Source organism: Streptomyces sp. NPDC058697 (assembly GCF_042715345.1).
Classification (GTDB): Bacteria; Actinomycetota; Actinomycetes; order Streptomycetales; family Streptomycetaceae; genus Streptomyces; species Streptomyces liliifuscus.
In genome coordinates, this window is the sequence record NZ_JBHXSU010000029.1 from 36,747 (window position 1) to 49,887 (window position 13,141).

Here is a 13,141-nt window from a genome sequence, read left to right on the forward strand (position 1 = left end):
TGTGCCGTGCCCGGCATCTATGCGGTTACCCCGCTTGTTCGGTATTCACGTAAACGCGCGGCACCCGGGTTCCGATCCGGGTGACGATTTCGTACGCGATCGTGCCGGCCGCCTGGGCCCAGTCCTCGGCGGTGGGCTCACCGTGGTCGCCGGGGCCGAAGAGGACGACTCTCTCGCCGACCGGTGGCTCGTCCCCGCCGAGGTCGACCGCGAACTGGTCCATCGCGACCCGTCCCGCGACCGTCCGCCACTTGCCGGCGACCAGGACGGGCCCGGTGCCGGAGGCGTGGCGCGGGATGCCGTCCGCGTACCCGACGGGCACCAGGCCGAGGGTCGTGTCGCCCGCCGTCACGTAGTGGTGTCCGTAACTGACGCCGTGCCCCGCCGGTACGTGCTTCACCAGCGCGAGCGACGCCGACAGGGTCATCACCGGGCGCAGCCCGAGGTCGGCCGGGGTGCCCAGCTCGGGGCCGGGCGAGACGCCGTACACCGCGATCCCCGTCCGTACGAGGTCGAAGTGGCTCTCGGGGAGCGTGAGCGTGGCGGGCGAGTTGGCGATGTGCCGGACCTCGGGGCGGACGCCCTGCCCCTCCGCGTACGCCAGCATCTCGCGGAAGCAGCCGAGCTGGGCCTGGATGGAGGGATGGCCGGGCTCGTCGGCGCAGGCGAAGTGGGACCACAGACCGGTGACCCGGACGAGCCCCTCGGCCTCGGCGCGCAGGGCCTCGCCGACGAGCTCGGGCCAGTCGGCGGGCTGGCAGCCGTTCCGCCCGAGCCCGGTGTCGGCCTTGAGCTGGACGCGGGCGGTTAGCCCGGACGCCCGCGCAGCCTCCGCGGCCTCCCGCAGCGACCACACCCCGCTGATCCCCAGGTCCAGATCGGCCTCGACGGCCGCCCGCCAGGGCCCGCCCGGGGTCCACAGCCAGCACATGATCCGGCCAGGCAGTCCGGCCGCGCGCAGGGCCAGGGCCTCCTCGGGCGTGGCGGTGCCCAGCCAGGTCGCGCCCGCGTCCAGGGCCGCGCGGGCGCACGGGAGCGCCCCGTGTCCGTACGCGTCGGACTTGACCACCGCCATGAGGGCGGCGGTCGGCGCCTGGGCACGCAGAGCCCGCACATTGGCCTGCAGTGCGGCCAGGTCGATCTCGGCGCGGGCCCGCGCGGGTGCAGTTTCAGTCATCGCGCCCAGTGTCTCAGAGGGGTCGGACACAGCCCTCAGGTACCGGGCCTGCGGCCCCACACGTACACGCTGTCGCCCTTGTGGAGCACGCCCCACAGCGTGCGGGCGTCGGCGATCCGCATGTTCACGCAGCCCATCGAGCCGGGCGGGTTGTAGACGCTGCCGTAGATGCCGTGGAAGGCCTGCCCGCCGCTGAAGAACTGGCTGTACGGCATGGGGGTGTTGTAGAGCGTCGACCAGTGGTTCTTGTGCTTCCAGTAGACGCGGTGCCAGCCGGACCTGGTCCGGTAACCGGCCTTCCCGCTGCGGATCGGCACCGGCCCGAACAGCACCTTCGTGCCCTTCTGCACCCAGGTCAACTGCCGGGTGAGGTCGACACAGGCGACCCGGTAGGTCCGTACGGGACATTTCCCGGCCGCGTTCGGGTTCTTCGCGGCCGACAGGAACTGCATCTTCGCCCAGGTCACGGGCCCGGCGAAGCCGCTGTCGGGCCGAATCCCGTATCTGATCTGAAAGGCCCGGATGGCCCGGCAGTCGTTCGCCGACTGCTTCCCGTCCACCCTGAGCCGCAGCCACCGCTCGACCTGCCGCTGGTACGGCCCGGTCTGCTTGCTGCATGCCACGACCCCCGACTGCCGCTCCACGGCGTCACTCAGCGGTACGTACTCGATCAGCTCGTCGCTCTCCGCGTCGGCGTCGGCCGGCTCGGAGGCGTCCTCCTCGGCGCTCGGCGTGTAGACCTTCGGGGTCAGCGTCTGGTCGGGAGTGTCCAAGTGCCAGGGCTGGGACGGCCCCGGAGGCACCCCGGGCACCAGCTCGCTCAGCGGCGCGGGAACCCCGGGGGCGCCGAGGACGCCGGGGGCGGGCGGAGGCTCCGCGACGGCCCCCGGCACGGACAGCGCCGTGATGACGGCGACCAACACGGCAACGGTTCTCTGACGGACCATGCCCCCAGCGAAACCCCCGGGACGGCGTACGGGGTTCAGCCGCGCGGAAGGGTCGCCCGTTGTGCGCACGCGGACGGGGTACGACGGGTGCCGGGCGGCGGGGCAGGGGGTGGCGTGCGGCAGGAGAGCGGTCCTGTGGGACAGATGAGGGCGGGAGCGGCTCAGCCCTCCATGACGTCCCGCCAGGCCTCCCGTACCGCGTCGGCCACCTCGTACGCCCCCACGGGCGCCCCGTCCGCCGCGAACCGCCCCGCCAGCCCGTGGAGATACGCCCCCACGCTGCCGGCGTCCCGCGCCCCGAGCCCGGCGGCGAGCAGCGACCCGGTCAGCCCCGACAGCACGTCCCCGCTCCCGGCGGTGGCGAGCCAGGCGGTACCGGTGGAATTCACCCGCACAGCCCCACCACCGGGCTCCGCAACCAAGGTGGTGGACCCCTTGAGCAGCACGGTCGCCCCGTACGCGGCCGCCAGTTCCCGTACGGAGGCCAGCCGGGCCCCCTCGACCTCGTCCCGCGAGACACCGAGCAGCGCGGCGGCCTCACCGGCGTGCGGCGTCAGCAAGGTGGGAGCGGTCCGGGCCCGTACGACGCCGCGTTCCGCGAGCCGAAGCCCGTCCGCATCCACAAGAACCGGCACACCGCTCTTGAGCACGGCCGCCACGGCGTCGCCGTCCTCGCCGACCCCGGGCCCGACGACCCAGGCCTGCACCCGCCCGGCCCGTTCGGGCGAACCGTCCGACACCAACGTCTCCGGGAACCGTGCGATCACCGCGTCCCCCGCGGGCCCGACGTACCGTACGGCTCCGGCCCCGCCCCGCAGGGCCCCGGCGACGGCCAGTACGGCGGCGCCGGGATACCGGGCGGATCCGGCCACGATGCCCACGACCCCGCGCCGGTACTTGTCGCTCTCGGCCCCGGGCACGGGCAGCAGCGCGGCCACGTCGGCGTGCTGCAGGGCCTCCAGCTCGGCCTCACCGGGCAACGAGAGCCCGATGTCGACGAGCCGCACGGACCCGGCGTACTCCTTCGCGGGGTCGACGAGGAGCCCGGGCTTGTGCGTCCCGAAGGTCACGGTCAGATCGGCCCGCACGGCGGCGCCCCGCACTTCCCCGCTGTCGGCCTCGACGCCGCTGGGCAGGTCCACGGCCACGACGGCGGCGCGGGATGCGCGGGCCAGGTCCGCGAGGGGTGCGGCGTCGGGCCGCAGGCCGCCCTTCCCTCCGATGCCCACGATCCCGTCGACGACGAGGTCGGCACGACGGATCGGCTCCGCCGCGGCGTCCGCGTCCGCCCCTCGCACGATCGTGCCGCCCGCCCGTCGGAGGGCGTCGAGTCCGCCGGTGTGGGTACGGTCGGGTGCGAGCAGCACGGCCGTGACACCCGCGCCACGCCGGCTCAGCCGGGCCCCGGCGTACAGGGCGTCGCCGCCGTTGTCGCCGCTGCCGACCAGCAGGACGACGCGGCTGCCGTACACCCGCCCCAGCAACTCGGCGCAGGCCGCGGCCAGTCCGGCCGCCGCCCGCTGCATCAGGGCCCCGTCCGGCAGCCGCGCCATCAACTCCCGCTCGGCGGCCCTGACCGTCTCCACGCTGTACGCAGTACGCATGCCCCGAGTTTCCCGCATTCGGCGGCGGCGCGCCGAGCCGGTATGTCGAGTGCGGGTGCGGGTGGGCGGCGGTCGGGGTGATTCGTCGGCCGCGGACCGTCGTGGTTGCTCGCGCAGTTCCCCGCGCCCCTGGGTGGGTGGGGGTTTCGGCTCGTCTCCTGGGTGCGGGGCCGCGTCGGAATGTCCGCCCGCAGCGGCCGCCGTGAACCACAGTTGCGACACGGTGACCGCAACCTGCTGTCCTCGTAAGCTGCGGCCACACATCCCGCCACGTCCCCTCCGGCCCGTGCCCCGCAAGGGGCGCGGGGAACGGCGCGATCAACGCAGACGGTCCGGCACGTACTGAACAGACCTCGGCCACCGGTTTCTTTAGGGGCGCGGGGAACTGCGCAATCTTTTAGGGGCGCGGGGAACTGCGCGACCAGCCACAACGAGCCCGCAGACAAACACTCACCCCAGCCACCCCTACCCCTCCGCAATCACCACCGCAGAAGCCACCCCCGCGTCATGGCTCAACGACACATGCCACGACCGAACCCCCAGCTCAGCCGCCCGCGCGGCAACGGTCCCCGTAACCCGCAGCCGCGGCTGCCCGCTGTCCTCGACGTAAACCTCGGCATCGGTCCAGCGCAGCCCCCCAGGCGCACCCAACGCCTTGGCCAGCGCCTCCTTCGCCGCGAAGCGGGCGGCAAGGGAGGCAACACCCCGCCGCTCCCCGCTGCGAAGCAGCAACTCGCTCTCCACAAACAGCCGTTCGGCCATCCCAGGCGTCCGCTTCAGCGACGCCGCGAACCGGTCGATCTCAGCTACGTCGATTCCGACCCCGATGATGCTCATCAGGGCACCCTATTCCGGGTCAAGCTCCGCACCCGCCCGGAACAGGTCCTCCGCTCGCTCGACCGTTCCGGGGGGCTGGAGCCCAAAGGCCATTCTGTCTTGCAGGTCTGTCAACGCTCAGGTCCGCCCAGGACTGGCCCCCGGAACCTCCGGGTCCTCGGCGAACAGGTCCTCGGCCGCGGTGGCTGTCCAGGAGCGGTCGGCCCAGAGGGCGAGGGTGTCGAGATCAGTGCACGACGTAATGCGCTCCCGTGCGTCCTCGGGAACGAGGATGCCTCGCTTCTCCAGGACGCTCAGGACCATCGAGCCACGCTCTTCGGCTTTGCCTTCCAGGTAGGCCGTCTCACGGACCGTCCCCCGACCGGGGAAGTAGCTGACGAACGACATGATTCCCTTCCATTTCTCTCCGGCTGGGGTGTTCCCCAGATTGATTTCCAGGAAATCGAAGAAGTACCCGGCGGTCTCCGGGTCCGTTTCCTGGAGTTCTTGGAGGGCGCTGCCGATTGCCTCCAGTATGGCGCCGCACTGTGCGCTGCGGGCGTGCGCCAGGGCCGACAGCGCGGCCAGTGCGAGGTTCTTCGCCACGGTCCTGACGTCGGTGATCACTGGCAGGTTGTCAGGCCCGGCGACCAGCGGATAGGTCCGCTGAGCAGTCCAGCCACGCGCACCGCAGTCGAAGGGACCGGCGGCCCACTTGGCCGTGGCCCTGTCCTGACACACCACCAGAAGCAGCACAGGCAGGCCGTACTTCGCCTGGAGGTACGCGATGTAGTACCCCCAACTGGCCTCCTTGCCCGGGACCTTCTTCGACTGCGCCTCGATGGCGAGCAGGAAGTCCTCGCCGTCGGACGGACCAACGCGCAGCACCGTGTCCACGCGTCGCTCCAGCGGCCGGGTCTCCGTCACGTCAGTCGTGACAGCGTCCACCGTCACCTTGGCGGGTAACGGAACGTCCAGCACCCCGAACACGGGAGTCAGGATCTCGGGCCGCTCCTGGAAGATCCGGTGCATGCCCTCGTGAGCAGATGTGACCATGTGCGCAACCTAAGAAGATCAAGGGATGGGTGTCCGGGCGATCGGGATGCGTTCACCCATTCGAGCGGCGGGGAAACGTTCACGCCGTCGAACTCAGCTCGCACCACACGTACTTGCCGCGGTTGCCGAATCTGGACAGCGGCTGCCAGCCCCACAAGTCCGAGCACGCCCGGACCAACGCGAGCCCTCGCCCATCCTCCGCGTCACCGAGCCGCTCCAGCTTCCCCGGCGGTTCGGGCGGCTCCGGATCGGCGTCCCACGCCCCGATCCGCGTGAACTCCGTTCGAGTGGTGGGGGGCTACGGAGAAACGGGCAGTGGCATGCCGCAGCCGTCATGGCAGGACGGGGCGGTGCGCTTCCGGGGTCCCGGTGTTCCGCAGAGTGCGCGTCGCGTCACTGAAGGTAGGCGTAACATGTAACGCCGAGCAAGCCGATCGCCTGATTCGACCCCGAACGAGGAGCCGTTGATGCCCCAGAGGCGCGAACCAACCGCACGTCAGATGCGCCTGGCGATCGAACTGCGCAGGCTCCGCCAGACGGCAGGACTCACCACCACCGAAGCAGCAGCACTACTCGGGGTGAATCGCGTCCAGATGAGCCAGATCGAATCCGGACTCGTGGGCGTGAGCAAGGAGCGAGTACTCCGCTTCGCATCCCACTACGCCTGCACGGACAAGGAGTTCGTCGACGCCTTGGCCGCGATGGCCACCGACCGAACCCGTGGCTGGTGGGAGGAGTACCAGGACCTGTTGCCCAAGCCTTTCCTGGACCTGTCCGAGCTGGAGCACCACGCCCGTTTTCTACGCAGCGTGGACATGCTGTTCGTACCGGGCCTGCTTCAGACGGAGGACTACGCACGTGCCCTCTTCTCGGCCAGGCTGCCCGAACTCACCCGCCAAGAGCTTGAGTTGCGCATCCGGCACCGAAAGGCACGCCAGGAGAACACGATCCCCTACGAAGCGGTCATCCATGAGGCGGCGCTTCGGATCAGGGTCAGCGACCGTGCCACCTCGAAGTCCCAACTCGCCCGGCTCCTCGAACTCTCCGAAGCGGACCACATCACCGTGCGGGTCATTCCATTCGACCTGGACGACTTCGCCAGGGCGTCGAGCACGATGACGTACGCGGGCGGCCCCTTGCCCAAGCTGGACACAGTGGTGCGGGACGCACCCCATGGCTCAATCCTTCTCGATGCCGAAGCCCAGCTCAACATCTATCGAACGCGCTTCCGTATGGTGGAAGCCGTATCAATCGACCCCGTACGATCGCGCGACTTTATCCACGAGCTGGCGAGAGAGCTGTGAGGCACCTGTGGACAACTGGCGGAAGTCGTCCCACTCGGGCGAAGGCGACGGGAACGCCTGCGTAGAAATAGCAAACTCCCCCACCCAGGTCGCCGTCCGCGACTCAAAGACCCCGGCCAGGGCAACCCTCACCTTCCCGGCCGGAGCCTTCACCCCCTTCGTAGAGGCGCTGAAGTCGCCCTACTCCACCGTCACCGACTTCGCCAGATTCCGCGGCTGATCCACCTCGTTGCCCCGGGCAGTGGCCAGCTCGCAAGCGAACACCTGCAACGGCACAGTCGCCACCAGCGGCTGAAGCAACGTCGGTGTCGCAGGGATGCGGATCAGGTGATCCGCGTACGGGACGACCGCCTCGTCCCCCTCCTCCGCGATCACGATCGTCCGTGCTCCCCGGGCCCGGATCTCCTGGATGTTCGACACGATCTTGTCGTGCAACACGGACCGCCCCCGAGGCGACGGTACGACAACAACCACCGGCAGATCCTCCTCGATCAGAGCGATCGGCCCGTGCTTCAGCTCCCCCGCCGCAAAGCCCTCGGCGTGCATGTAGGCGAGTTCCTTGAGCTTGAGCGCGCCCTCCAGAGCGACCGGATAGCCCACGTGCCGGCCCAGGAACAGCACGGTGTTCTTCCCGGCGAGGGACCGCGCAAGCTCCCGCACCGGCTCCATCGTCTCCAGCACCCGCTCGACCTCGCACGAGATCCGGGACAGGTCACGCACCACGGCCTGGATCTCGTCGCCCCACTTGGTCCCGCGCACCTGGCCCAGGTACAGGGCCACCAGATAGCAGGCCACGAGCTGGGTCAGGAACGCCTTGGTCGAGGCGACCGCGACCTCAGGGCCCGCGTGTGTGTAGAGCACCGCGTCCGACTCCCGCGGAATCGTCGACCCGTTCGTGTTGCAGACGGCCAGCACCCTGGCCCCCTGCTCCCGGGCGTGCCGCAGCGCCATCAGCGTGTCCATGGTCTCGCCGGACTGCGAGATGGCGATCACCAGCGTCCGCGCGTCCAGGATCGGATCCCGGTAGCGGAACTCGCTCGCGAGTTCGACCTCGCACGGGATCCGCGTCCAGTGCTCGATGGCGTACTTGGCGATCAGCCCGGCGTGGAAGGCGGTTCCGCACGCCACCACCACGACCTTGTCGACCTCCCGCAGCTCGCTCGGGGAGATCCGGACCTCGTCGAGCGAGAGCGACCCGCTCGCGTCGATGCGCCCGAGCAGCGTGTCGGCGACGGCCTTCGGCTGCTCGGCGATCTCCTTGAGCATGAAGTAGTCGTAGCCGCCCTTCTCGGCGGCGGACACGTCCCAGTCGACGTGGTACGGGCGCACCTCGGCGGGCCGTCCGTCGAATCCGGTGACACTCACCGCGTCCCGCCGCAGCTCGACCACCTGGTCCTGTCCGAGTTCGATGGCGGACCGAGTGTGCGCGATGAACGCCGCGACATCGGAGGCGAGGAAGGCCTCGCCCTCCCCGACCCCGACCACGAGCGGCGAGTTGCGCCGCGCCCCCACGACCACGTCCGGCTCGTCGGCGTGCGCGGCGACCAGCGTGAAGGCGCCCTCCAGCCGCCGGCACACCAGCCGCATGGCCTCGGCGAGGTCGGCGCACGCGGAGAACTCCTCGGCGAGCAGATGCGCGACGACCTCGGTGTCGGTCTCGGAGGTCAGCTCGTGCCCCCGCTCCGCCAACTCGGCGCGCAGGGCGGCGAAGTTCTCGATGATGCCGTTGTGGACGACGGCGACCCGTCCCGCGTTGTCGAGATGCGGGTGCGCGTTCGCGTCGGTCGGCCCTCCATGAGTGGCCCACCTCGTGTGTCCGATGCCCGTCGACCCGGTCGGCAGCGGCCGCTCGACCAGCTCCTTCTCCAGGTTGGCGAGCTTCCCGGCCTTCTTCGCGGCGGCCATCCCGCCGTCCGCGAGCACCGCGATGCCCGCCGAGTCGTAACCCCGGTACTCCAGCCGCTTCAGCCCGGCCACCACCACATCAAGTGCCGACTGCGACCCCACGTATCCCACGATTCCGCACATGGCGGCAGCCTAGATGCCGACGCCCGCCCCGCCCCGGCACCGCGTGCCCGATATCGGAAATTGCAGCCCCCGGAGCCCCCAGAGCCCCCAGAGCCTCCGGGACCCCGGAACCCCCGGAACCCCCTGCGCCCCCGCTTCCCTACTCGCCCCGCTCGATCCGGTCGATCGCCTCCTGGACCATCCCCAGGTACTCGACCTCCTCGCAGCGCGGCTTGCTGCCCATCTCGTACAGGTCGATGCAGTCGTAGAGGTACTCCCCAAGGTCCTCGTCCGGCAGGTCGACGGCCAGTTCGCTGCGGACCCGGCCCTCCAGCTCCACCGGCGGAACCCCGGTGACCGGCCCCGGTCTGCGTCTGCCGAATCCACGCACACGGAAACGCACGGCCATGACGACCACCCCAACCCCCCAGAACACCGGAAGGCGGCTCGCTCCCGGATGGGCGGACGCTATCCCCGTACGACCCGGCGGTCCATACCTCCGGACGCTCCTGGACGCGTGTAGAACGCACCGACGTGACGGACTCCACCCGCCACCCTGTTCAAACTCCCGTAACAATGAACTGTGATCTCACCGGTCTCCTCGTTGCCGCGGAGCGCCCACCGGCCCAGGCCGGAGGCGACTCCCTATCTCGACCTCACCCGCTCGGAGTGGAGCGCGCTGCGTGAGAAGACGCCGCTGCCGCTGACCGCCGAGGAGGTGGAGAAGCTGCGCGGCCTGGGCGATGTCATCGACCTCGACGAGGTGCGGGACATCTATCTGCCGCTCTCCCGGCTCCTCAACCTCTACGTGGGCGCCACCGACGGCCTGCGCGGCGCCCTGAACACGTTCCTCGGCGAGAAGGGCTCCCAGTCCGGTACGCCGTTCGTGATAGGCGTCGCGGGCTCGGTCGCCGTCGGAAAGTCCACCGTCGCGCGCCTGCTCCAGGCCCTGCTGTCCCGCTGGCCGGAGCACCCGCGCGTGGAGCTGGTCACCACGGACGGCTTCCTGCTGCCCACCAAGGAGCTCCAGGCCCGCGGCCTGATGTCGAGGAAGGGCTTCCCGGAGTCGTACGACCGCCGGGCGCTCACCCGTTTCGTCGCGGACATCAAGGCGGGCAAGGACGAGGTGACGGCCCCCGTCTACTCGCACCTCATCTACGACATCGTCCCCGGCAGGCGGCTCACCGTCCGCCGCCCCGACATCCTGATCGTCGAGGGCCTGAACGTCCTGCAGCCCGCCCTGCCCGGCAAGGACGGCCGCACCCGCGTCGGCCTCGCCGACTACTTCGACTTCAGCGTGTACGTGGACGCCCGCGCCGAGGACATCGAGGCCTGGTACCTCAACCGCTTCCGCAAGCTGCGCGCCACCGCCTTCCAGAACCCGTCCTCGTACTTCCGCAAGTACACGCAGGTCTCCGAGGACGAGGCCCTCGACTACGCCCGGACGACCTGGCGGACCATCAACAAGGTCAACCTCCTGGAGAACGTGGCCCCCACCCGCGGCCGCGCCACCCTGATCATCCGCAAGGGCCCCGACCACAAGGTGCAGAAGCTGAGCCTGCGCAAGCTGTAGACGAGCTCTGGACCAGCCGCGGACGAGCTGCGAGGGCGATGCCCCGGGCCGTCACCCCCCGCGGCTACTCTGCGGGGCATGCTGCATCTCCGCCTGATCACCCCGGCCGACAGAACCGACGCCGTGGTCGACCTGATCGAGAACACGGTCGGCACCACCCACCTGGCGGTCGTGCCGGGTGCCGCCCGCAACCCCGCCGGCGACATCGTGATGGTCGACGTGGCGCGCGAGGCCGGCGACGAACTCATCGGCGGGCTGCGCGAGTTGGAGATCGACACGCACGGCTCGATCGCCGTCGAGAACATCGACCTGTCGCTGTCGGAGCGCGCCGACAAGGCGGCGGACGACGCGCCCGGCGAGGGCGCGGACGCGGTCCTGTGGGAGCACCTGGCGGACGCGACGCACGAGGAGTCGACGCTCTCGGTCACGTACATCGCCTTCATCACGCTCGCCACGATGATCGCGGCCTGCGGTGTCGTCCTCGACAACGCGATCCTGATCGTGGGCGCGATGGCGGTGGGCCCGGAGTTCGGCCCGCTGGCCGGCTTCAGCACGGCGGTGGTCCGGCGTCAGCCGCGCCTGGCCCTGCGCTCCCTGGTCGCGCTGCTGGTGGGCTTCGCGGTGGCCATGGCGGTGACGGTCGGCTTCAGCCTCTTCATGGACGCCCTCGGCCTGTTCAGCAAGGCCCAGTTGGCGGCCGACCGCCCGAACACGGCCTTCGTCTACGCCCCCGACGCCTTCTCGTTCGTCGTGGCGGTCCTCGCGGGCATCGCCGGCACCCTCTCCCTGACCTCCGCCAAGTCGGGCCTCCTGGTCGGCGTCGCCATCTCCGTCACCACGGTCCCGGCCGCCGCCAACGCAGCCGTCGCCCTCAGCTACGGCGACACGAACCAGACCATCGGCTCCACCAACCAACTCCTACTGAACCTCCTGGGCATCGTCCTGGCGGGAACACTGACCCTCCTGGTCCAGAAATGGCTCTGGTCAAGGCACCGCTAAGGGGCGCGGGGAACGGCGCAATCTTTTGGCTTTCAGGGGCGCGGGGAACGGCGCAGTCTTTGGCCTTTAGGGGCGCGGGGAACTGCGCAATCTTTTAGGGGCGCGGGGAACTGCGCGACCAGCCACAACGAACCCGCACCCCGCAACGAACCCGCACCCCCCACCCCCAACCCGGCCCAAGAATCAGCCAAGCGCAGACTTCACCGCATCAGCCAACCGCCCCGCCACAGACCGAGCCTGATCAATATCCGCCGCCTCGACCATCACCCGAACCAACGGCTCGGTCCCGGAAGGCCGCAACAACACCCGCCCGGTGGCCCCGAGTTCCCGCTCGGCCTCACCCACCGCCGCAGCCAGCTCCGCGGACGTCCCCACCCGCGACCGGTCGACATCAGGCACATTGATGAGAACCTGCGGCAACCGCTCCATCACGGACGCGAGTTCCCGAAGCGTACGACCGGTCTGAGCGACCCGCGCCGCGAGCAGCAGCCCGGTCAGCGTCCCGTCGCCCGTCGTCGCGTGGTCAAGAATGATCACGTGCCCGGACTGCTCGCCGCCGAGCGCGAACCCGTGCTCCTTCATCTCCTCCAGCACATACCGGTCCCCGACCGCGGTCTGCACGAGGGACAGCCCCTCCCGCTCCATGGCCAGCTTGAACCCGAGGTTCGACATGACCGTCGCGACCACGGTGTCGGACCGCAGCTCGGAACGTTCCCGCATCGCGAGCGCGAGCACGGCGAGGATCTGGTCGCCGTCGACCTCGGCACCCGTGTGGTCCACGGCCAGGCACCGGTCGGCGTCACCGTCGTGCGCGATGCCGAGAGCGGCACCGTGCTCGATGACGGCGGCCTTCAGCAGACCGAGGTGGGTCGAGCCGCACCCGTCGTTGATGTTGAGCCCGTCCGGCTCGGCGCCGATCGTGACGATCTCGGCGCCCGCGCGGGTGAAGGCCTCGGGCGAGACACGGGCGGCCGCGCCGTGCGCCTCGTCGAGGACGACCTTCAGACCGTCCAGACGGTTCGGAACGGCCGTGAGGAGATGGGCGACGTACTGGTCGAAGCCCTCCTCGTACGAGCGGACGCGGCCGACGCCCGAGCCGGTGGGCCGGTCCCAGGGAGCGCCGGTGCGGTGCTCCTCGTAGACGGCCTCGATCCGGTCCTCCAGCTCGTCGGCGAGCTTGTGTCCGCCGCGGGCGAAGAACTTGATGCCGTTGTCCGGCATGGCGTTGTGGCTGGCGGAGAGCATCACACCGAGGTCCGCGCCGAGCGCACCGGTGAGATACGCCACCGCGGGGGTCGGCAGGACGCCGACGCGCAGGACGTCCACGCCCGCGCTGGCGAGGCCGGCGACCACGGCGGCCTCCAGGAACTCCCCGGACGCGCGCGGGTCCCGTCCGACCACCGCCGTCGGCCGGTGGCCTTCGAAGGTTCCCGCTTCGGCCAGTACGTGCGCCGCCGCCACGGAGAGGCCGAGCGTGAGCTCGGCCGTCAGATCCGCGTTGGCGACACCGCGTACGCCGTCCGTCCCGAAGAGTCGTCCCACTGGTGTCCTCCGAACTTGCTCAGGCTTACTCAGAAACGTGCGGCTCAGGCCAGGGGTCCGGCTGCGGCCCTTGTCAGGGTCCGGCTACGACCCCTGTCAGGTATATCCCCCGGACC

12 protein-coding genes and 1 pseudogene are annotated in these 13,141 nt (G+C 70.3%); 4 read left to right on the forward strand and 9 right to left on the reverse strand.

Annotated features, from left to right (window positions below):
* Window positions 1-25: 25 nt before the first annotated feature.
* The 6 genes and pseudogenes from alr to ACFWXQ_RS40235 form a co-directional block, all read right to left on the reverse strand.
* Window positions 26-1,177, reverse strand: a complete 1,152-nt coding sequence (gene alr, locus ACFWXQ_RS40210) for an alanine racemase (RefSeq protein WP_383935550.1) — start codon at window positions 1,175-1,177, stop codon at window positions 26-28.
* A 35-nt stretch (window positions 1,178-1,212) separates the two neighbouring features.
* A complete protein-coding gene (locus tag ACFWXQ_RS40215; protein ID WP_383935552.1) occupies window positions 1,213-2,124 on the reverse strand; it encodes a L,D-transpeptidase family protein in 912 nt (303 codons plus the stop codon).
* A gap of 161 nt (window positions 2,125-2,285) precedes the next feature.
* Complete coding sequence (locus ACFWXQ_RS40220) at window positions 2,286-3,728, reverse strand: NAD(P)H-hydrate dehydratase (RefSeq protein ID WP_383935554.1); 1,443 nt, start codon at window positions 3,726-3,728, stop codon at window positions 2,286-2,288.
* A gap of 465 nt (window positions 3,729-4,193) precedes the next feature.
* The gene (locus tag ACFWXQ_RS40225; protein ID WP_383935556.1) at window positions 4,194-4,565 is read right to left on the reverse strand and encodes a holo-ACP synthase; all 372 of its coding nucleotides are present in this window, start codon (window positions 4,563-4,565) and stop codon (window positions 4,194-4,196) included.
* A 117-nt stretch (window positions 4,566-4,682) separates the two neighbouring features.
* Window positions 4,683-5,600: a hypothetical protein gene (locus tag ACFWXQ_RS40230; protein ID WP_383935558.1), complete on the reverse strand. Its 918-nt coding sequence runs from the start codon at window positions 5,598-5,600 to the stop codon at window positions 4,683-4,685.
* A 79-nt stretch (window positions 5,601-5,679) separates the two neighbouring features.
* A pseudogene (locus ACFWXQ_RS40235) lies at window positions 5,680-5,871 on the reverse strand (ATP-binding protein); the annotation flags it as partial.
* A gap of 196 nt (window positions 5,872-6,067) precedes the next feature.
* On the opposite strand from ACFWXQ_RS40235, the gene ACFWXQ_RS40240 reads away from it, so the two are divergent.
* Together ACFWXQ_RS40240 and ACFWXQ_RS40245 are read left to right on the forward strand one after the other, a co-directional pair.
* Window positions 6,068-6,904, forward strand: a complete 837-nt coding sequence (locus ACFWXQ_RS40240; RefSeq protein WP_383935560.1) for a helix-turn-helix domain-containing protein — start codon at window positions 6,068-6,070, stop codon at window positions 6,902-6,904.
* 7 nt (window positions 6,905-6,911) lie between these two features.
* Window positions 6,912-7,124, forward strand: a complete 213-nt coding sequence (locus ACFWXQ_RS40245; protein WP_383935562.1) for a DUF397 domain-containing protein — start codon at window positions 6,912-6,914, stop codon at window positions 7,122-7,124.
* Here ACFWXQ_RS40245 and glmS read toward each other — a convergent pair.
* Both glmS and ACFWXQ_RS40255 read right to left on the reverse strand, forming a co-directional pair.
* Window positions 7,085-8,932 carry a glutamine--fructose-6-phosphate transaminase (isomerizing) gene (gene glmS, locus ACFWXQ_RS40250; protein ID WP_383935564.1) on the reverse strand — a complete coding sequence of 616 codons (1,848 nt, stop codon included), beginning with the start codon at window positions 8,930-8,932 and terminating at the stop codon, window positions 7,085-7,087. The two genes, ACFWXQ_RS40245 and glmS, sit on opposite strands and share 40 nt — an antisense overlap.
* Window positions 8,933-9,071: 139 nt before the next feature.
* Window positions 9,072-9,320 (reverse strand): hypothetical protein, encoded by a 249-nt coding sequence (locus ACFWXQ_RS40255; protein ID WP_383935566.1) that lies wholly within the window; start codon window positions 9,318-9,320, stop codon window positions 9,072-9,074.
* Window positions 9,321-9,494: 174 nt separating this feature from the next.
* On the opposite strand from ACFWXQ_RS40255, the gene coaA reads away from it, so the two are divergent.
* Window positions 9,495-10,484, forward strand: coding sequence for a type I pantothenate kinase (gene coaA, locus ACFWXQ_RS40260; RefSeq protein ID WP_200397765.1), 990 nt, complete (start codon window positions 9,495-9,497; stop codon window positions 10,482-10,484).
* 78 nt (window positions 10,485-10,562) lie between these two features.
* Window positions 10,563-11,483 carry a DUF389 domain-containing protein gene (locus tag ACFWXQ_RS40265; protein WP_383935568.1) on the forward strand — a complete coding sequence of 307 codons (921 nt, stop codon included), beginning with the start codon at window positions 10,563-10,565 and terminating at the stop codon, window positions 11,481-11,483.
* A 183-nt stretch (window positions 11,484-11,666) separates the two neighbouring features.
* Here the strand turns inward: ACFWXQ_RS40265 and glmM are convergent, their stop codons facing one another.
* Window positions 11,667-13,025, reverse strand: a complete 1,359-nt coding sequence (gene glmM, locus ACFWXQ_RS40270) for a phosphoglucosamine mutase (protein ID WP_200397763.1) — start codon at window positions 13,023-13,025, stop codon at window positions 11,667-11,669.
* Window positions 13,026-13,141 lie beyond the last annotated feature (116 nt).